General features: G+C 46.0%; 19 protein-coding genes. 13 read left to right on the top strand and 6 right to left on the bottom strand.

The window, feature by feature from the left end; all coding sequences use genetic code 11:
• Position 1: 1 nt before the first annotated feature.
• On the bottom strand, positions 2-877 hold the full coding sequence (locus LIX84_RS10145; protein ID WP_226421214.1) for an ABC transporter ATP-binding protein: 876 nt from the start codon (positions 875-877) through the stop codon (positions 2-4).
• A gap of 361 nt (positions 878-1,238) precedes the next feature.
• On the opposite strand from LIX84_RS10145, the gene LIX84_RS10140 reads away from it, so the two are divergent.
• Both LIX84_RS10140 and ribA read left to right on the top strand, forming a co-directional pair.
• The gene (locus LIX84_RS10140) at positions 1,239-1,436 is read left to right on the top strand and encodes a PA3496 family putative envelope integrity protein (RefSeq protein WP_005392088.1); all 198 of its coding nucleotides are present in this window, start codon (positions 1,239-1,241) and stop codon (positions 1,434-1,436) included.
• A gap of 281 nt (positions 1,437-1,717) precedes the next feature.
• Entirely contained in the window at positions 1,718-2,779 is a 1,062-nt protein-coding gene (ribA, locus tag LIX84_RS10135; protein ID WP_146107574.1) for a GTP cyclohydrolase II, read from the top strand.
• A 71-nt stretch (positions 2,780-2,850) separates the two neighbouring features.
• Here the strand turns inward: ribA and LIX84_RS10130 are convergent, their stop codons facing one another.
• Complete coding sequence (locus LIX84_RS10130) at positions 2,851-3,606, bottom strand: substrate-binding periplasmic protein (RefSeq protein ID WP_226421213.1); 756 nt, start codon at positions 3,604-3,606, stop codon at positions 2,851-2,853.
• Between the two features lie 68 nt (positions 3,607-3,674).
• Here LIX84_RS10130 and LIX84_RS10125 point away from each other — a divergent pair, with 68 nt between their 5' ends.
• The 3 genes from LIX84_RS10125 (at position 3,675) to LIX84_RS10115 (ending at position 6,732) form a co-directional block, all read left to right on the top strand.
• Positions 3,675-5,570 (top strand): ATP-binding protein, encoded by a 1,896-nt coding sequence (locus LIX84_RS10125; RefSeq protein ID WP_046875634.1) that lies wholly within the window; start codon positions 3,675-3,677, stop codon positions 5,568-5,570.
• A 100-nt stretch (positions 5,571-5,670) separates the two neighbouring features.
• A complete protein-coding gene (locus LIX84_RS10120; protein ID WP_005374484.1) occupies positions 5,671-5,880 on the top strand; it encodes a DUF3283 family protein in 210 nt (69 codons plus the stop codon).
• 135 nt (positions 5,881-6,015) lie between these two features.
• Entirely contained in the window at positions 6,016-6,732 is a 717-nt protein-coding gene (locus tag LIX84_RS10115; RefSeq protein ID WP_005392082.1) for a YebC/PmpR family DNA-binding transcriptional regulator, read from the top strand.
• 73 nt (positions 6,733-6,805) lie between these two features.
• Here the strand turns inward: LIX84_RS10115 and rodA are convergent, their stop codons facing one another.
• Positions 6,806-7,888, bottom strand: a complete 1,083-nt coding sequence (gene rodA, locus LIX84_RS10110; RefSeq protein ID WP_046875633.1) for a rod shape-determining protein RodA — start codon at positions 7,886-7,888, stop codon at positions 6,806-6,808.
• A gap of 407 nt (positions 7,889-8,295) precedes the next feature.
• Between rodA and LIX84_RS10105 the strand changes: the two genes are divergently transcribed.
• From LIX84_RS10105 to LIX84_RS10070, 8 genes are all read left to right on the top strand, one after another.
• On the top strand, positions 8,296-8,964 hold the full coding sequence (locus LIX84_RS10105; protein WP_226421212.1) for a hypothetical protein: 669 nt from the start codon (positions 8,296-8,298) through the stop codon (positions 8,962-8,964).
• Between the two features lie 9 nt (positions 8,965-8,973).
• Positions 8,974-9,672, top strand: coding sequence for an ABC transporter ATP-binding protein (locus LIX84_RS10100; protein WP_005383201.1), 699 nt, complete (start codon positions 8,974-8,976; stop codon positions 9,670-9,672).
• Positions 9,660-10,928 (top strand): ABC transporter permease, encoded by a 1,269-nt coding sequence (locus LIX84_RS10095; protein ID WP_226421211.1) that lies wholly within the window; start codon positions 9,660-9,662, stop codon positions 10,926-10,928. Before LIX84_RS10100 ends, LIX84_RS10095 begins: the two co-directional genes overlap by 13 nt.
• Complete coding sequence (locus tag LIX84_RS10090; RefSeq protein ID WP_226421210.1) at positions 10,921-11,706, top strand: outer membrane lipoprotein-sorting protein; 786 nt, start codon at positions 10,921-10,923, stop codon at positions 11,704-11,706. Before LIX84_RS10095 ends, LIX84_RS10090 begins: the two co-directional genes overlap by 8 nt.
• A gap of 45 nt (positions 11,707-11,751) precedes the next feature.
• Positions 11,752-13,080, top strand: a complete 1,329-nt coding sequence (locus LIX84_RS10085; RefSeq protein ID WP_226421209.1) for a hypothetical protein — start codon at positions 11,752-11,754, stop codon at positions 13,078-13,080.
• Positions 13,081-14,103 (top strand): sensor histidine kinase, encoded by a 1,023-nt coding sequence (locus LIX84_RS10080; protein ID WP_226421208.1) that lies wholly within the window; start codon positions 13,081-13,083, stop codon positions 14,101-14,103.
• A gap of 15 nt (positions 14,104-14,118) precedes the next feature.
• Positions 14,119-14,910: a LytR/AlgR family response regulator transcription factor gene (locus LIX84_RS10075; RefSeq protein ID WP_226421207.1), complete on the top strand. Its 792-nt coding sequence runs from the start codon at positions 14,119-14,121 to the stop codon at positions 14,908-14,910.
• A gap of 68 nt (positions 14,911-14,978) precedes the next feature.
• On the top strand, positions 14,979-15,644 hold the full coding sequence (locus tag LIX84_RS10070; protein ID WP_226421206.1) for a DUF2268 domain-containing putative Zn-dependent protease: 666 nt from the start codon (positions 14,979-14,981) through the stop codon (positions 15,642-15,644).
• Between the two features lie 117 nt (positions 15,645-15,761).
• Here LIX84_RS10070 and LIX84_RS10065 read toward each other — a convergent pair whose 3' ends face one another.
• The 3 genes from LIX84_RS10065 to LIX84_RS10055 form a co-directional block, all read right to left on the bottom strand.
• Entirely contained in the window at positions 15,762-16,256 is a 495-nt protein-coding gene (locus LIX84_RS10065; protein ID WP_176319891.1) for a peptidylprolyl isomerase, read from the bottom strand.
• 122 nt (positions 16,257-16,378) lie between these two features.
• Positions 16,379-18,040, bottom strand: a complete 1,662-nt coding sequence (locus LIX84_RS10060) for a methyl-accepting chemotaxis protein (protein WP_005392065.1) — start codon at positions 18,038-18,040, stop codon at positions 16,379-16,381.
• Positions 18,041-18,220: 180 nt separating this feature from the next.
• Positions 18,221-18,607 carry a thiol-disulfide oxidoreductase DCC family protein gene (locus LIX84_RS10055; protein WP_226421205.1) on the bottom strand — a complete coding sequence of 129 codons (387 nt, stop codon included), beginning with the start codon at positions 18,605-18,607 and terminating at the stop codon, positions 18,221-18,223.

Genomic DNA, 18,607 nt, shown 5'->3' with positions numbered 1-18,607 from the left:
ATTACGCTCCTGGTTGCTCTGGTTGCTCTGGTTGCTCTGGTTGCTCTGGTTGTTTGTGGACGTCGTGGATGTTTGGGAAAGAAGCCCATAGCTTTTGTGTGTAGGGATGTTGAGGATTATTGCGAATTTCGTATGCCTGATTGACTTCGACGATTTCTCCATGCCGCATGATGGCAATGCGATCACACAATTGGCTCATCAGCGCCAAGTCGTGCGTAATAAAGAGTACTGAGAAGCCAAATTCATCTCTAAGCTGATAGATTTGTTGTAAAATCTCCCTTTGTACCACCACATCTAAAGCGGTTGTGGGCTCATCCATAATGATCAGCTTAGGGTTCAAAGACAAAGCAATGGCAATCACCAAGCGCTGACGCATTCCACCTGAAAATTGGTGAGGGTATTCCGTTAACCGTTCTCGTGGAATATTGACCAAGTCCAATAGTTTTTCTGCTCGATCTTTCGCTTGAGCGTTGGTGAGTCCTTGGTGATGACGCAATACGTCTGCGAATTGCTCTTGGATCGTTAAGACAGGGTTGAGTGAGTTCATCGCGCTTTGAAACACCATGGCGATTTCACTCCACCTCAGAGCGGTTAGCTCAGAATCTGAGAGGCTAAGAATGTCTTTGCCATCAAACAATATTTTACCGCCAGAAATGAACGCTGGCGGCTTATGGAGACGGTTGATCGAGAATGCGATCGTGCTTTTGCCACATCCCGATTCACCAGCAAGCCCAAATACTTCCCCTTTGCCGATATCGAAGCTGACGGATTTTACCGCATTGAAATCACCATTATCGGTGATGTAATCGACGCATAAATCTCGGATCTGGATGACCGGATTATTGTGGTATGCATGATTTAAGTTAATACCATCCATATAAACACCCTACTAATGTAAAAGATAATTATTATCATTATCAGGTGTAATGGTTTTTAGAAAGTGGCAAGCGGTGAATCAGTGAAGTGACTCGAAAGTTAGGCGAAATAAAAAGTGGTATCCGGCGTTGTTAATGAAGTCAAGGAAGACGAGAATTGAGAGCTGGAGCAGCACACGTTTCTTAGGGGTAATTATTCAAATCTAATCGTAAATTTGCCCCTTGGCAAAACTTAAATGATGGATCTATTAAGGAGTTAACGAAAGGGCGGGAGGGGTCACATTTCCCTACAGTTTTTCTTACCACCTCGTTCCTGTTTTGCTATAGATTACGCATCGAAAACATGGTGTGTTCGGAGGAAATATGTCCATTAATTCTATCGACCATGACGAGATGACCAACATCGCTCACAAATGGGAATTACCTGATGAAGAAGCCGTTGTGAAGCCTGAGAAAACAGTGAAATCAGCAGAAGCCAGAAGACGCATTGAAGCGCTACGTGAAATCCGTGAAAGTGGATTGACCATTGAAGAAGCAAGGGAGCTTGGCTTGATACACTGATTGCTCTAGTTTGGTATAGCAATCCATAGGGTAGTCGTCGGACTGCCCTTTTTATTTTTCCTTCCATTTTAGTCATAGCGTCTCACCACAACATCTCACATCTCTTTATTTTTCTTATCCAAACGTTCTAATTCACCTCTCTTTCACCTAAAAAGTTCTAGATCCAAACTCATTTTCATCTGTGTAGAAGTTTGACAATCTTACCTAGCGTTACTAAAAGATATATCAATAGTGATATGCTTTTTGTTGATTATCGCGACCACAAAGCAAGGAGCGCGAGTATGGTTGACCAAATCTTTTTTTATGAGCCCGATGAGCCCCACGGTTTTCTTTCCAATTTTTGCCATGCCCCAGTCAATATATCCTCCCAAACTTGGCCCACCAGCGAACATTATTATCAAGCCCAAAAGTTCCTCGATGCGCAGTTACAGAGCAAAATTCAACACGCGAGCACTCCCGATGAAGCATTCGCCTTAAGTCGAAAATACGAACATTTTGTCAGAAGTGACTGGGAGGATATGAAGTTGGCCGTTATGGCTTTTATCGTTAGAGAAAAGTTTCTGCAAAATCCACCTTTAGCGCAGCAGTTAATGAGAACGGGTAACGCTTGTCTTACAGAGCATTCTCACAAAGATGCCTTTTGGGGGGATGGGGGAGACGGTAAAGGAGAAAATCATTTAGGAGAAATTCTGATGAACGTTCGGGCTGAGCTGAGACATGTCGAGCCCTACAATCTCGTGAAGTTCATCGATAAAGCCAAATTGCCGACCCAATGGGGCACATTTATGATGTATGGCTTCGTTGAAACTGCCACGAACAAAGAGCATCTTGCCCTCGTGTATGGAGAGCCTGCAAACAGCGCTGCACCGCTTATTCGGTTGCATTCGGAGTGCCTTACTGGCGATGCCTTGTTTAGTACGCGTTGCGACTGTGGTTTTCAGCTCAACAGGGCGCTACAAAATATTGTCGAAGAGGGATGTGGTGTACTGCTTTATTTGCGTCAAGAAGGACGTGGTATTGGCTTGATTAATAAAATTCGAGCTTATCACCTCCAGGACGATGGCGCCGATACTGTAGAAGCCAATGAACGTTTGGGCTTTGCTGCCGATATGCGTGATTACGCGTTCTGTAAAGGGATGTTAGAGCATTTGGGCATTGATGCGGTGCGACTAATGACGAACAACCCACGTAAGCTGGCTGCGTTAAAAGCGGTTGATATCAACGTCATTGAGCGTGTGCCCTTGCAAGAAGGTAATAATCCGAGCAATCAACACTACTTGCAAACAAAGGCGAGTAAATTAGGGCACATGTTTGATCCTAAGTTTGTCAATCACACCAAGTAAAGCATCATCTATGTCTCAATAGATGAAAACGCCAACGATAGAATCGTTGGCGTTTTCATTAGTTAGGTCATTTATTGATACCTTTGAATGATCTCATCAATTTCGCCCGATGTTTTTAACTCAGCCAAACGTGTATTGATGTAGTCCTGAGTTTCTGGCTGCATTTGGGGCGAAAAGGCCAAATAGATCGAGTAGTCGGGGATAACTGAACTGAAAGATTGGATCTGAAAATCTTCTAGCGACAAATTGAGGCGTTTTAAGTTGTACATAACGCGTGATTCCATTTCGACGAAGGCTGTATCTCCTGGTGTTCGGGTTATCACTCGATATGCGGCATCATAATCTTTAACGCGTATTTCATTCACACTACCATCCTCAAAGAATGGGATTAAATTCGGATAATCAAAACCGAGTAGTAATACGATAGATCGGCCATGCATGGTGTCCATATTCTTGAACTCTAACGGTTTCTCACTACTAGAGACCAATACATGTTTTACAGTGTAAATGGGCTCTTCAGACAAGTTTTCTGATTGCACCTTGCCCCAATTTGGGCTGCCGTAAGTTAGCCAGTTTGGTTCGCCACCTTCTTCTAATATGGAGATCATTCGTTTAAACGGATAAGTATGATAATTCACCTGATAATCTGATTCAGCGAAAATGGCACTGACGATGTCAGTCACAATCCCGGAATGCATTTGCCCCTGTTGTTCTATTTGAAATGGCCTTGCTTGGTCGGCGATAACGTAATAGTTCACTTCAGCGGCATTAGCATAAGTTCCTATCGCAATAAAACTAAAAGCCAATCTAAGTAGAAGTCTTTTCATCGTATCCTCGATTATTATTTACGCGTGGCTATATTTAGAGTAGCGCAAGTTTATCGGAGCGATTTCATATGGATGAAAAAGAGCGATCTCAACGTCGATTTAGTATCGGCAACCAACTTATGTTGGCGGTGTTAACGTTGAGTTTAATCTTTACTGTCATCATTTCCGCTGTGAGTTTATATCGAGTTTTTAATGAAGATTTAGCCCATTTGCACGTCGAGCTAAAGCAGGTCGAATCCAGTTACTTATCGAGCTTTTCTGCCAGCTTATGGGTGGAGGATAGGGAGCTGTTACTCACTCAAGCAGAGGGTGCAATGCGCATGCCCTCTGTGGATTATTTACGTATCGCTAATGAAGATGAAGTTATCGTCGAATTGGGCACCGCTCTTTCTGAGGATGTCGTAGAAAGAAGTTGGCCGATGCAATATCGTGTTGGTGATAAAACCTATGATCTGGCGACATTGACTGTTCAGGCGGATCTGAGCTCGATTTATGAAGATCTTTGGCAACAATTTTTTTTCTTGCTCACGACAGAAGCGATCAAGATCCTATTACTCATAATTGGCGTGCTTTGGGTCGCCTTCCGCCTCTTGGTCAATCCTCTCCAACTGCTTTCTGGCGCCGTGAGCGATTTTAGTGGCGGGAAGGTCCCAAGCAAAGTTACGCTCCCAAAGCGTTGGTGTTTTGATGAAGTGAGTGTGTTGGCGGAGAAATACAACCGAAGCGTTGAGAAAGTCCGTGAACATCAGACTGAGCTTGAAGAAGAAAGAGATAGAGCGGAAGTCGCCAATCGCAAAAAAAGTGAATTTCTTGCCACCATGAGCCATGAAATTCGAACACCGATGAATGGTATTATTGGTGTCGCTTCATTACTGGGTGACACCAAACTCGATCCTCAGCAAAAAGAGTTTGTAGAGATCATCGATAGTTCTTCTCACTCTTTAATGACGATCATCGACGATATTCTCGACTTTTCTAAAGTCGAAGCAGGTAAAGTCGAATTAGAAAATGCAAGCTATGATCTGCGCCGTATTTTGGATGATGTGATCAGCTTACATACTGTCAAAGCCAAGCAGAAGAATCTGCAATTGCTTAGCGATATTGATCCTCACTTGCCAGCGGAAGTGCAAGGTGATGCTGCACGCTTAAAACAGGTATTGAACAATTTGTTGAGCAACGCGATCAAATTTACTGATCGTGGTCATGTGAAGCTTCTTGTTGAGTTAACACGTCAAGAGCATGATGTCGCCATGATTCGATTTCGCGTCGTTGATTCTGGCATTGGTATTGCGAAAGAAAACCAACAAGCTATCTTCGAACGTTTCCAACAAGCCGATGGCAGTACAACCAGAAAGTACGGTGGTACCGGCCTTGGTTTGGCGATTGGTGCTCAGTTGGTGAACTTAATGGGAGGAGAAATCCAACTGACAAGTGAGTTGGGGCTTGGTAGTTGTTTTGAGTTTTCGATTCCAGTTGTAGTAAAAGCACGGTCTACCTACACGGAACGACCTAATGTTTTGACGTTTCCAAAAGTTGAAGATAATGAAACCAGCCTCCAGCATGACAATCAACCTTGGGTATTGATTGTTGAAGATACCATCGTAAACCAGAAAGTCGTCCGTATTATGTTGGAAAAGCTCGGCGTTCGAGTGAGCGTCGCAAATCATGGTGAAGAAGCGCTTCAGCTATGTGAGAAGCAAGCTTTTGACTTGGTGTTTATGGATTGCCAAATGCCAGTGATGGATGGCTTCATTACTACTGAGCGTATTCGACAAATGGGAGAGTGGGGGAAACACGTTCCCATTATTGCGTTGAGTGCCAATGTTATTAAAGAAGATCAACAACATTGCTTTGACGTCGGTATGAATGAGTTTGTCGCCAAACCTGTGACCAAAGATCGGTTGCATCAAATATTCGAGCAGTTTTTACCAAAAGCGCTGAAAATCAGTGCGGGTCCCAAATAGTTAACTTGAAATTGATCAAGTTAAGTGCGTTTCTATTCTGCAATTGTAACTCTGTATGCTATAGTGCGCGGCTAGTATTTAAAGTACCTTGAGGCTGTAAATGTCGTTCAATCTATCCCTATTGCCGCCTGATGAAAAAAACAAAATCGAACTGGATAAACAAGCGTCGTTTTTGGTTTGGAAGCTCAGAGAGGCCAAATCTGGTCCTGAAGCAATAGAAGAACAGTTGTCCAAGATTAACGATGCTGATGAAAAAGCGTTTTTTCAGCAATCGGTCGAAAAGTACAAACGAGTAATGGGTGTCGCTTAACGCGAATCGTGACAACGGTATAAAACTATGTGGCGAATGAGGTAACCTCCCCATTCCTTTGCTAAGCGAAATTGAAAAGGTTTCGCTTTTTGCTAAAATCCTTCGCATTAAATTTGAATTTAGAGAGACATCCCGATGGGAAGAAGTTTTGAAGTGCGCAAAGCCTCTATGGCGAAAACTGCAGGCGCGAAAATTAAAGTTTATTCCAAATACGGTAAAGAAATTTACATGTGCGCGAAAAACGGCGGTAGTGACCCAGACATGAACTTGTCTCTTCGCCACCTGATCGCGAAAGCGAAAAAAGATCAGGTACCAGCGCACGTTATCGACAAAGCACTAGACAAAGCGAGTGGCGGCGGTGGTGAAGATTACCAACCAGCGCGCTACGAAGGCTTCGGCCCTGGCGGTACTAGTGTTATCGTTGACTGTCTGACCGATAACGGCAACCGTACTTTCCAAGATGTACGCCAATGCTTTGTTAAAGTGGGTGCGAAAATTGGTGTTGAGGGCTCAGTTTCTCACATGTTCGATCACCAAGCGGTATTCCAGTTCAAAGGCGACGATGATGAAATCATCCTAGAAACGCTAATGATGGAAGATGTGGACGTAACTGACGTTGAGCTAGAAGACGGAGTGATTACTGTATTCGCTCCTCATACAGAGTTCTTCAAGACGAAAACAGCACTAAATGGTGCGTTCCCAGATCTAACGATCGATGTGGAAGAAATCACTTTCGTTCCTCAAACTCACACTCCAGTAGCGGGTGAAGATGCTGAGAAGTTCCAGAAATTCTTAGATCTTCTAGATGACTGTGACGACGTTCAGCAGGTTTACCACAACGCAGAGCTATAATTTCTTAGCTTCCACCGTTGTAAAAAGGCTTCCCTCGGGAAGCCTTTTTTGATCGTACTTTTTGCTAGCAGCATTATGCGTTGCGATATTTGGAATAACACAGTGACATGATCACACCAAAACAGATGCCTTGCGTCAGCATGGCCGTGCCGCCGTAACTAAAGAACGGCAAAGGGCTTCCCATTACAGGCAACAAGCCGCTCACCATGCCTGTATTGATAAAAGCATACAGGAAAAAGCTCATCGCTAATGCACCACTCACAAGCCGACTAAAAAAGTGGTCAGACTGACATGCAAGCAACATGACGCGCGCGGTAATAAACAAGTACAGTGCGAGCAAGACTAAACTACCAACAAAACCCCACTCCTCGGCATAAGTCGAAAAAATAAAGTCCGTATGACTTTCTGGAATAAAGCCAAGTGTTCCTTGCGTAGCATTCATCCAACCTTTGCCTTTCATTCCGCCGGAGCCTATCGCAATCAAAGATTGGATAATTTGGTAGCCCGAACCTAACGGATCCGACTCTGGGTGCAAGAACTGAGTAACGCGGCTTTTTTGATACGTTTCCATGACGAAGAACCACAAAATAGGCGCCAACGTTAATATACTCGCGACAAAGCCACCGATTATTTTCCAGCTCATGCCAGCTAAAAATAAAACGAATAAGGCGTAAATGACGGTAAAAACTGCACCGTCTAAATCCGGTTGTAGCGCGATTAACCCAGCAGGAATCATTGTGATGAGTAAGCAGAATGCGATTTTTCTACTATCTGGTCTGCCACCTTCAATATGTAGCATCCACGCGATCATGATTGGAATCGAGAGTTTGATTAGCTCCGAGGGTTGAAAGCGAAAAAAGCCAATATCGAGCCAACGTTGAGAGCCATTAGTGCTATCGCCAAACAAAGCGACAGCAAGTAGCAGCGCAACCGCAATAATGTAGAGATATGGAGCTGAGCGTTGATAGCTAGCGGCGGGAATCGATGACATGACCAATATACAAACCAAGGTCAGTCCGCAGCGTGCTAAATGCTTGAAGAGCATGGCCTCATTAAAGCCACTGGCACTCCAAAGTGTTAGTGTACTCAATAGCATGATCGGAATGATCGCCATCAGCAGTGGCAAATCGACCCTGGGGAAAAAACGCTTATTCATTTTCTACGACCTAATAACGCACCCAGTTCGAGCGCGAAAACAACCAGAACTCGAGAGTTCGAACTATTCCGATGCTAAGAATCCTATTTGGAAATAACAGACACCATGCAAAGGTGTGTATGAGAGGAGCGTCGATGTCGTCTGTTATGGGTAAGCTGCTTGGAAAGCTGTGGAATGGATAAATACACTAGACGCAGGTTTTAAGCCAGTATTTTTATTCCTATTGTGGTGAAAGATGGACGCTTACAAACAAGCAGGGATATATGCTCTCTTTAAGAAGGGAATGTCATTCATCGCAGCAAACAACCGTTCATTCTAAATAACTGCCATTGGTCGCATGCAAAAGCAGTGTGCGATCTTCTCCATTAATCTGAAACCATCAAATCACGTTCAACTAAGGACAGTACATGATGGTTTCTCAATCTCGCTCAGTCAAAGCTCTTAAACTGGCAAGTACGTTTATCGCCGCATTTGCACTCAGCAGCAATCTGGCTCTAGCTAACCCAAGCGAGCGCACACTCAGTCAGTTCAACCAAGCAGCGCAGGGTGATTCTGGTTTGGTTGATACCGTTTACGGCGAACTATCCAAACAACTCGAAGAGCAGGGCGCAACGCCGGTGACCTTGGTGTATTTAGGCAGTGCTGAGACGTTGCAAGGTCGTGAGGCGTTTATGCCTTGGAACAAGATGAAGTTCACCGAGCGCGGTCTTGCCACAATCCAAAAGGGTTTGGATTTAATGGCGAATCAGCCAGTACCACTGCAAGAACAACAACGTTTACAAGGCTTGCCGGAATACCAACTAGCCACCGCCATGGCAGCCACTACGTTTACCTCTTTACCTGACATGTTCAATCACTTTGAGCGTGGCTACGAGCTGTACCTTTCATTGCTCGTTGAGCCGAGTTTTAGTCAGCAACCTTTCGCCGCAACGTCTTGGATTTATCGCTACGCCATTGAAGCAGCACTACGAGCTGAAGATGTTCAACAAGCCAAAACATGGTTAGCGCAAATGGAGCAATTGGGCGACAGCAATCTAGAAACGCAAACTGCGAAAGCGCTGCTAGCCAAGTATTAGGGAGGCGTCATGATCGTTTTTAATCAACTTAGCCGCGATTACGCCCTTGGTAGCCAAACGGTGCGTGCATTGCGAGACGTTTCTGGTGAAGTGTTTTCCGGCGAAATGGTGGCTCTGTGCGGGCCGTCTGGCTCAGGCAAAAGCACCTTACTTAACGTGCTTGGCATGCTGGATACTCAATACCAAGGTCAGGTGACATTTGCAGGCAGCCCATACCCAACTGGGCAAATGCAGGCGGCGAAAATGCGCCGTGAAAAGCTTGGCTTTGTGTTCCAAAAATTTAATCTTGTCCCCGTGATGACAGCGTTGGAGAACGTGGCGTATCCGCTGCATCTCAACGGTTTTTCAAAAGCGGAACAAACCGAGCTCGCCACACAAATGTTAGAACACGTTGGCTTGGGCGAGTTTATTCATCACATGCCCGATAACCTATCAGGCGGTCAGCAACAACGCGTGGCAATTGCGCGCGCCTTAGTGCACAAACCAGCGTTGGTGATTGCTGATGAGCCAACCGCAAGTCTTGATAGCCAAACTGCCAACAAGGTCATCGACATCATGAAAGGACTTGGACACGAGCTTGGCACCACTTTTATCGTCGCTACACACGACCCTCGTATGGCATCTCGTTGTGATCGCACCATTGAATTGGTGGACGGCAAAATCACCCAAACGCACGCAAGTGTGGAGGAGGTTTCATGGGCAAGCTAATTCCAGTTTCGGTTCGCCTTGCTTGGCTGAACCTGCAACGCAATCGCCGCCGCAGTTTGTTATCGATGCTGATCATCGCCATTGCCGTGTTTGCGTTAACCAGTGCGGGTGGTTTTGGTCTGTACACCTACGACAGTTTGAAAGAGTCGACAGCGCGCGACACGGGGCATCTGACGTTAACCACGCCGGGTTACTTTGCCAAAGAAGAAGAGATGCCACTGAGTAACGGTTTAACTCATGCGGACGACATCACCAAGCAATTGATTGGCTTGAATGAAGTGCGAGGCGTGCAGCCACGAGTTGAGTTCAGCGGTTTGATTTCCAACGGCAACAAGTCCTCGATCTTTATCGGTATTGGTGTTAACGAACGAGAATTCGATATGAAAGGACCGTTTTTGGACGTGCGCGACGGGCAAACACTTTCCAACATTCATGCATCGCGTTATGACCCAGCAGAGCCAGAAGTGATGCTTGGCGTTGATTTGGCGAACAACTTAAGCGTGCACGTTGGCGATTGGATTACCTTGCTGGCGACCACTACCGACGGCGCATTGAACGCGTATGACTTCAAAGTTCGTGGCATCTATTCAACAGGCGTACCTGAGCTTGATAAACGCCAGCTGTACGTGCACGTCAACAGCGCGCAATCGCTGCTCGGTTCAGACAAAGTCAGCGCGTTATCTGTCTTTCTGTTCGATACCAGTTTAACTAACCAAGTCGAGCAACAAGTGGCTTCGGTTCTGATTAAGCAAAAGCAGAACTTTGGTGATCAAGATATTGAAATTACGCCTTGGCAAGAACGTGCGTTCTTTTATCTCAAAGTGAAAGATTTGTACGACCGTATCTTCGGCATCATGGGGGCAGTGATGGCGCTGGTAGTCTTTGTTGCGCTGTTCAACACCATGACCATGTCGGTCACCGAGCGCACCCGTGAAATCGGCACCTTGTCGGCTCTTGGTAGCTACCCTCGCGAAATCATTGCTGGGTTCTTGCGCGAAGCAGGGTTACTTGCGGTGATTGGCAGCTTAATCGGCGCTTTGTTTACTGGGTTAGTGACCGTCTTACTGATGGTCGTGGATGTGCAAATGCCGCCACCGCCGGGCCGCACGGAAGGTTACCCACTAACGATTTACTTCTCTTGGGAGTTGGTGGCTGTCGCAGGATTCGCAGTATTGATGATTTGTTTGGTTGCGGCGTTTTTCTCGGCGCGCAAAGGGGTGAACAAGCCAATTACGGAGGCACTGATTTATGTTTAATTTCAAATCACTATTACCAATTGCATTGCTGACGGTTAGCGGCATGGCAAGCATGAATGCCAGTGCGAATGAATCAGCGCTAGATGCACAGCAAGTCGCTAAATTGATTGAAAAAGCGGACAGTTACCGCTTGCACGATGATTCCTCCAAAGTGGTGTCACTGGTGCGCTTATATCAAGACCAAGAGTTAGATAAAACCCGCCTTTACCACGTGTACACGCGTCCAAATCGTGAATCGCTGGTGGTGTTCAAATCAGCAGTCGAAGCTGGGCAAAAGATGCTGATGATGGGCGACAACTACTGGCTGCAAATGCCAAAGAGCCGCCGTCCGATTCGCATTACGCCAATGCAGAAGCTGCTTGGTGAAGCGTCTATCGGCGACATCTCAACCCTGACGTGGAGCCAAGATTATCAAGGTGAATGGAAAGCGACAGAAACTGTTTCGGTGAATGGAGAAAGTGTTGCGGCTTATCACCTTGCTTTAACCGCGAAAACCAAAGGGGCGAGTTATCAGAAGATCGACTTATGGTTGTCTGAGCAAGATGCGTTTCCAATCAAAGCCGATCTTTACTTGCGCTCTGGCAAACTCGCCAAGCAAGCGGAGTACGGACGTGCAAGCGACAACGGTGAAGACTACGTCAGTGAGATGACCTTGCTTGATAGCATTCAGCCGAGCAAAAAGACCGTTATCGAGTATCAAGAAATCGTGCCTTGGCAGCTGGATAACAAGTTCTACAACCCAAGCTATTTGCCTAAAGCCAATACGACTCAGCTTTAGTCTGAGCTTCGTAAATAGAACCATGAAAACGAGCAAGGAAGTCACATGAAATCGCGCCAGCCTAACCTTAACAAAAGCACCAGTTTGTTGATTGCTGCCTCATTGTGTGTGGGCGCGTCAGCCCCTGCTTTTGCCAATGACGAACTGAGTTTTGAGTGGGATTGGGCTGTCAGTTACGAAACTGCAAAGCAGCGTGACAGCGGATTTATGCAGGCGCAGGGCAGTTCTCGTGATTCACTTAATGCACTCTTGGATGTGCAGGTGAACTATCAAAACTTCAGTGGCTTGTTTGCTCTGTACAGCCAAGGTTTGTACCTCAATCAACAAGGAGAGAGTGATTGGTGGAGTGAAGCTGATAACCAATTGCTGATTCGAGAGCTGGCTTGGCTAGGGGAGTGGCAAGTCGGTGATACCACTCTTGATGTGAGCTTAGGTAAGTTGCGCGTGGATTGGGGCGTAGGTTATGGCTACCGACCTTTGGATCTGTTTAAGCCGTATCGACAAAACCCTGTTGGCTTAGTGGCAGAAGAGGGCGCGGGTGTGTTTTCACTTTCACACTACGATATGGCCGGCGAATGGACCGTCATTGCGACCGATTCAAGCTGGGGGCAACAAGACCAAAGTGCACTTGATCAAGCCGCAGAGCAGCAAGGTGTTGGTATTCGTCGTTATGCGCTGGTGGGTGACACCGAGTATCAACTTATTGGTTATTACGATGATGTGCGCCGAGGTTTACTTGGAGCCAGTGTAATTGCGGTGTGGGATGAATCCATCGCAATGCACGGTTCCATGCTGTGGCAAAAGCAAAGTGTCGGCTATCAGTTTCAGCAGGATGATCTTTACCGACCCATTTCGGTTGAGGAGCAGGGCAGCGCATTCCAAGCCTTAGCTGGGGTGAACTGGGCAAACCAAGCCGGACACAACGTGATTGCTGAATATTGGTACGACAGCCGAGCATGGTCGAAAAGCGAATGGCAACAAGCAATAGAGCGTGGCGAATTACTTTCTCAGATCCCTGATCCTAATGTATCTCTACTTGCGACAAGCTATGCCCAAGGGTTTCAGCATGCCAATATCGTTCAGCATAACGTAATGCTGCACTGGAGTTGGGATGTGGAAGCGTGGGCTGCATGGAACGGCAAAGCGGATATCGGCTGGCTAAGTGATGTAACCCCCACGTTGGATGTGATGCTGTCGCCACAAGGTGGCGGTGTGATTGTCACGCAGTGGCTTAATTACCAATGGATTGATACCGGCGATCAAAGTGTAGAAGTGGAAGTTGCCGCACGCTTTTTAACCGGAGACGACCAATCTACTTACGCACAAATCAATGATAAGCATATGATTGTATTTAACATCAAAGGGAAATTCTAAATGTATTCAGCTAAGTTAATGGTAGAAAGTGGATGGCTACGCAGTGTGGTTGTCACGACTTTATTCTGTTTGTTTATCTCGGTAATGACATTGTCTGTTTGGGGTGGTCCTTACTATGTGCATGTATTGGTGAGTTTTGGTTTTGGTTACTCCGCCTTGTTCTTCTCTTGGTTAGTCGACAAGTTGTTTCCTAGCATCCCTCGTAGACTAGAAATTGCTTTGTCACTGACCGCCTGTTTGTTGTTTGGCGTCATTAATGCGCAGTTTTGGCTCGGTGAATACTTCGGCATTTCGGGCATGCTGCCAGTGTTGTTGATGGGCTTGTTATTCAGCGGCATGTGTTACTTTTATTTCCACTCACGAGAGAAAGAAGCGATTGCTCAGCGTGAATTAGAGAGTATCAAGCGTGAAAAGGCAGAGCAGGAACGTGCACTGTTGCTAAGTCAGCTTAAACAGATGCAAAGCCAGATTGAACCGCATTTCCTATTTAATACCTTGGCAAATATCAGCGCGTTGATGTCCCAGGACGTTGATAAGGCCAAGCAGATGTTGGATCAACTTACCGCACTATTACGTGCGACGCTAAAAAGCTCACGTGAAGAGCACACCACGATTGAGAATGAAATTGCCTTAATTGAAGCCTACTTGAGTATTCAGAAGATACGCCTGGATGGACGTCTAAGCTACAAAATTGAAGTAGAAGACGGTTTAGGAACAACAGAACTGCCACCGATGATGTTGCAACCTTTGGTGGAGAATGCCATTGTTCACGGTATTGAGCCAAAGCGAGAAGGCGGCGAACTCAGTTTACTCATCAAGTGCGAACAACAGAACTTGCAGATTGAAGTTAGAGACACAGGTGTTGGTTTGAATCATGTTAGTGGGCACATGGGCTCCGGCGTGGGTTTGAGTAATCTCAAGCAGCGAGTTGAAGCTTTGTTCGCCGGGCAAGGAGAGGCTTCTATCAGTGAGTCTGCTCAGGGTGGCGTATGTGTTCACCTGAGCTGGCCAATGGAATCGTAATCAAGGAAGAAAGGAATGAATACAGGGTTTACTGCCATTATTGCTGATGATGAACCGCTATTGAGGCGTCATCTTGATAAAAGCCTAGCTGAAGTGTGGCCAGAGCTAGAGGTGATAGCCAAAGTCGCGGATGGTGAACAAGCGTTGCAAGCCATTGAGCAAAACCAACCTGACATTGCGTTTCTTGATATTCGTATGCCAGTTTTGGATGGCATGACATTAGCACAAAAGCTCAATCAACTCGCCAATCCACCTTTGATTGTTTTTGTTACCGCGTACGATGATTACGCCATCAAAGCTTTTGAGCAAAATGCTGCCGATTATTTGCTTAAGCCTATCTCTGATGAGCGCCTCCTGACGACGTGTGAAAGAGTGAAAGCACGCCTTGCTAAGCGAACACAAGAGAGCAGCAATGTGCAGATGAGCAGCCTGTTAGAGCAGTTGCAGCAATTATCCGCGCCACAAACGCCGCAGTATTTACAGTGGATTAAAGCGACGCAAGGGGAAGATATTCATCTGATCGCCACGTCTGATGTGTTGTATTTCAAAGCGGAAGAAAAATACGTTTCTGTGTATGCCCAACAAGGACAAGGCAAAGTGCAGGAGTATTTGATTCGTACATCGTTGAAAGAGTTGATAGGGCAGCTTAACCCAGAACAGTTCTGGCAAGTGCACCGTTCAAGCGTGGTGCAAGTGTGCAAAATTAACAAAGTAAACAAAGACTTTGCTGGAAGAATGTTTGTGTATGTTGGAGAAACTAAGCTCCCTGTGAGTCGTGCATCTCAAAGTTTGTTCAAAGGGATGTAATCGCTAGAACTGCTCACTCTTTACACTGTAAACTCGCTGCTCTTAACCTACATTATCAAGGAAGATAAATGAGTTATCGCGTAACCCTGTTAAATGCGACGGGAGAGTTGTCTCCAATCTCTGAGTATTTGCATCAGAAACTTGATGATCTGAGCTCACTACTTTCTAGTTACTTTGATTTAAGTAACATCGATTTAAGTAACCTCGATTTAAGTAACGTCGACCTGACCATTAGCCCGTTTGATCGCAATGACGTACCGCAGACGGGGATTGGTGGCTATTGCTTAAGCGCCCATCGTGTAGAGATTCTTCTTGATACTCAACGTGCAGATATTAAAAACGTGATTGATAAAGAACTAGCTGCGGTGCTAGCGCATGAGTTGCATCACCTGTTCCGTATGCGAGCGGGAGAGAATGGCGTTGCGCTTGGTGATGTGCTGATTATGGAAGGGTTAGCTTGTCATTTCGAACGCAAGGTAAATGGTGGCGTCACTCCGAGCTTGTTTGAGAATATCAAAGATCAAGATTGGCGTCCTTTCTATGCTGAGATGAAAGACAAGCTGACCAGTTTAGATTACAACTTCGATGCTTACTTTCTTGGCAGTGATGAAAGCCGCTGGCCGAAGTACATGGGGTATTGGGTCGGGTACAACCTTGTCGCGGAATATCTGGCTGATTCTCAGGGCTCTGAACTGGATTTGGTTGGAGCAAAAGCCGAGCTTTTCTATCAATAACTCCGGCACAAGCCAAACTAATAGGCTGAGTTGTAAAAACAAAAAGCGCCTAAGTCATAAGACGTTAGGCGCTTTTATCGTTTTATAGTGATGACTTCTCCGAAGAGATGAATGGGCTTATTCGCTGATCGTCACTTTCTCGATAATGATTGGATCGCATGGCACATCATCATGACCAAGCTTAGAAGTTGTTTTCACTTTCGCGATGCGGTTTACGACTTCCATACCTGCGGTCACTTTACCAAATACCGCGTAACCCCAGCCTAGGTTGGTGGTTGCGGTATGGTCTAGGAAATCGTTGTCTTCCAAGTTAATGAAGAACTGTGCCGTTGCAGAGTGCGGTGCATCGGTACGCGCCATTGCGATAGTGCCAACAAGGTTCTTTAGACCACGGTTTGCTTCGTTCGCAATCGGGGCGCGCGTTGGCTTTTCTGCCATGTCTTCGGTGTGACCGCCACCTTGGATCATAAAACCATCGATAACGCGGTGGAAAATGGTGCCGTTGTAGAAGCCATCTTCACAGTATTTTTTGAAGTTCTTTGAGCTAACTGGCGCTCGTTCTAGATTCAATTCAATTTCGATGTCACCGAAATTGGTGGTCATGATAATCATCTGGTTTTGCCCTTATGGGTGCTTAGTTGGCGGCATTATAGCTAAGTCGCTTGAGGATAGCAGAAATAAAAACAGCGACGTTAAGGCGTCGCTGTTTCTACTATTAAGTATGGTTAAGGAAGTTAAACCGTGAAGCGTCCCACCAAGTCGTAAAGCTCGTTGGCTTTGTGATTGAGGTTTTGGCTGCCCGAGCGATTTTGATTGGCAAGGTGCGCCGATTGACTACTTTGCTGAGAAATGACTTCGATGCGTTGTGAAATCTCTTGTCCAACTTGGCTTTGCTCTTCGGTCGCGGTAGCGATCAGCGTGTTCATGTCCATGATATTCGCAATCGCTGCTTGAATATCTTGCAGCGCAACCGATGCAGCACGTGCTTCCTCTACTGTCGCTTCGCCACGTGCTTGGCTAGATTCCATCGCTTTTACTGCGGCATCCGATCCTGCTTTAAGTTGATCGATCATCTTGTGAATGTCACCTGTGCTGTCCTGAGTGCGGCTTGCAAGCTTACGCACTTCATCCGCTACAACTGCGAATCCGCGTCCTTGGTCGCCCGCTCGTGCTGCTTCAATGGCGGCATTTAGCGCAAGCAAGTTGGTTTGTTCAGCAATATCTTGGATGACTTCAAGTGAGGATGAGATGTTCTGCACGTCACTCTCTAGACGTGAAATTACAGTGCTTGCTTCAGACACCTCATTCGCTAGGGCTTCAACGGAGTTAGCGGCGGAGTCCACGATATGCTTCGCTTGTTGTGCGTTGTCATCGGCGTTTTTAGCGGAATCGGCGGCTTGGTTTGCGTTGCCAGAGATCTCGTGAGCGGTAGCCGTCATTTCTGTCATTGCGGTCGCGACTTGTTCCGTTTCCTCACGTTGACCAGAAGCCAACTCATCCACTTGTGAGGCGCGTTGAGACATGTTGTTAGTTTCTGATACTACCTCTTGTCCGACATGGCTGACGCTCTTAATAATTCCTTGCAAGCTTTCAACGAAGATATTGAAGTTATGCGCGAGCTGCTTAAATTCTGGCACGCTAGATTCTTCCATACGCGCGGTTAAGTCGGCGTCACCTTGCGCGAAAGATTGGATTGAGCTGTCAAACTGTTCGATAGGGCGCATAATGCTACGGTTGACGAGTACGGCAAAAATGGCCACGACAACGGCAATAGAGACACAAAACATAGCAATAGCGGCTAAGGTATTGTTTAGCTCATCGTTTGCTGTGTTTTCCATCTCTGTAATGATCGCATCGATGTCATCAGTATAAAAACCTGTGCCAATCATAATATCCCACTTGGGAATGAACATGGAGTAGCTGAGTTTTGGTAATGCTTCGGTTTGCCCTAACTTAGGGAAGTAGTAGGTTGTGAAGTCACCCGTTTTGGCGTTTTTCAACAGGTCTTGGATCAGGTAGTTGCCTTTTTTGTCTTGAAGGTTATAGAAGTTTTCTCCAACCCCTTTGTTGTTTTTTCCGACAACAACACGCACACCTTTTGAGTCGTACGCAAAAATATAACCTGATTGGCCGAACTCTAGCTCTTTGAGCACTGGAATGGCTTCTTGCAATGAGGCATTACGATCCAATAATGGTTTGAGTGCGGAATGAGCCATCTGCACATAGTTTTTCAGTTCCGCTTTCTTCATCGCCATCATCGTCGTGTGCGTATGATTGATTTGTTGTTGGTTGTAGGTACTGGTTTGGAGGTAGGTAAACCACATCATACCCAAAGCAATCGTTAACACGGGAATGATGGAAAGAATATAAAGTCGCTTTCTTATCGTTAGATTCATAGGTACTTCCTTACGTCTCGGCGCAGCGTTACAAACTGGTAAACTTCAATAGCTTTACCAAATAAAAGTGTTAATAATTATTTTTGTACTGATTGCAGATTAACCGAGTTGGCGGGTGAGAAGTACAGGAAGTTGGTGATCGTGGACGAGAGAGACTCACATTTTTAAGCAGGATCACAATTAGCGAGAGCATTGGCCCGAGTTGCAGCGGGAGCTACCAGTAAGCCAGTATGAGACACGATACCTATTGTTGGCAAAGCGCAGGTAAAGCCAGTCGGCAATTGGTTTGAGTAATGGCCAACGTAGTGGTGCATATAGCCAACCTCGTCCTACCAACTGCCATGCTCGGTGAGTCACATCAAGACCAAGTATCAGTTCATTGTTGTCATTCAGCGCATGCAAAATAGTATTGGCTTTTTGCGCGTCTATCTGTGGGTAATCAGAAAATTCATCGCTGTAGATATCGACGATTTTTATCGTTTGTTTTACATCTCGTCGCTTAAGTGCGTGCATTTCTTTGGCGCACAGTGGGCAAGTTCCGTCATAAAATATGGTGAGTTTTGTCAT

The organism is Vibrio sp. E14, assembly GCF_020515785.1.
GTDB lineage: Bacteria > Pseudomonadota > Gammaproteobacteria > Enterobacterales > Vibrionaceae > Vibrio > Vibrio diabolicus.
The sequence above is the reverse complement of the archived record's forward strand: the minus strand, read 5'-3'. Positions and strand labels throughout refer to the sequence as shown.

Bases quoted from the DNA above. Each gene is read 5' to 3' on its own strand.
- rodA (WP_046875633.1), bottom strand. From the start codon at position 7,888: ATGAATAAGCGTTTTTTCCCCAGGGTCGATTTGCCACTGCTGATGGCG.
- LIX84_RS10105 (WP_226421212.1), top strand. From the start codon at position 8,296: ATGATGGTTTCTCAATCTCGCTCAGTCAAAGCTCTTAAACTGGCAAGT.
- LIX84_RS10120 (WP_005374484.1), top strand. From the start codon at position 5,671: ATGTCGTTCAATCTATCCCTATTGCCGCCTGATGAAAAAAACAAAATC.
- LIX84_RS10080 (WP_226421208.1), top strand. From the start codon at position 13,081: ATGTATTCAGCTAAGTTAATGGTAGAAAGTGGATGGCTACGCAGTGTG.
- LIX84_RS10100 (WP_005383201.1), top strand. From the start codon at position 8,974: ATGATCGTTTTTAATCAACTTAGCCGCGATTACGCCCTTGGTAGCCAA.
- LIX84_RS10145 (WP_226421214.1), bottom strand. From the start codon at position 877: ATGGATGGTATTAACTTAAATCATGCATACCACAATAATCCGGTCATC.
- LIX84_RS10065 (WP_176319891.1), bottom strand. From the start codon at position 16,256: ATGATTATCATGACCACCAATTTCGGTGACATCGAAATTGAATTGAAT.
- LIX84_RS10115 (WP_005392082.1), top strand. From the start codon at position 6,016: ATGGGAAGAAGTTTTGAAGTGCGCAAAGCCTCTATGGCGAAAACTGCA.
- LIX84_RS10130 (WP_226421213.1), bottom strand. From the start codon at position 3,606: ATGAAAAGACTTCTACTTAGATTGGCTTTTAGTTTTATTGCGATAGGA.
- LIX84_RS10070 (WP_226421206.1), top strand. From the start codon at position 14,979: ATGAGTTATCGCGTAACCCTGTTAAATGCGACGGGAGAGTTGTCTCCA.
- LIX84_RS10140 (WP_005392088.1), top strand. From the start codon at position 1,239: ATGTCCATTAATTCTATCGACCATGACGAGATGACCAACATCGCTCAC.
- LIX84_RS10095 (WP_226421211.1), top strand. From the start codon at position 9,660: ATGGGCAAGCTAATTCCAGTTTCGGTTCGCCTTGCTTGGCTGAACCTG.
- LIX84_RS10075 (WP_226421207.1), top strand. From the start codon at position 14,119: ATGAATACAGGGTTTACTGCCATTATTGCTGATGATGAACCGCTATTG.
- LIX84_RS10090 (WP_226421210.1), top strand. From the start codon at position 10,921: ATGTTTAATTTCAAATCACTATTACCAATTGCATTGCTGACGGTTAGC.
- LIX84_RS10085 (WP_226421209.1), top strand. From the start codon at position 11,752: ATGAAATCGCGCCAGCCTAACCTTAACAAAAGCACCAGTTTGTTGATT.
- LIX84_RS10125 (WP_046875634.1), top strand. From the start codon at position 3,675: ATGGATGAAAAAGAGCGATCTCAACGTCGATTTAGTATCGGCAACCAA.
- LIX84_RS10060 (WP_005392065.1), bottom strand. From the start codon at position 18,040: ATGAATCTAACGATAAGAAAGCGACTTTATATTCTTTCCATCATTCCC.
- LIX84_RS10055 (WP_226421205.1), bottom strand. From the start codon at position 18,607: ATGACAAAACTCACCATATTTTATGACGGAACTTGCCCACTGTGCGCC.
- ribA (WP_146107574.1), top strand. From the start codon at position 1,718: ATGGTTGACCAAATCTTTTTTTATGAGCCCGATGAGCCCCACGGTTTT.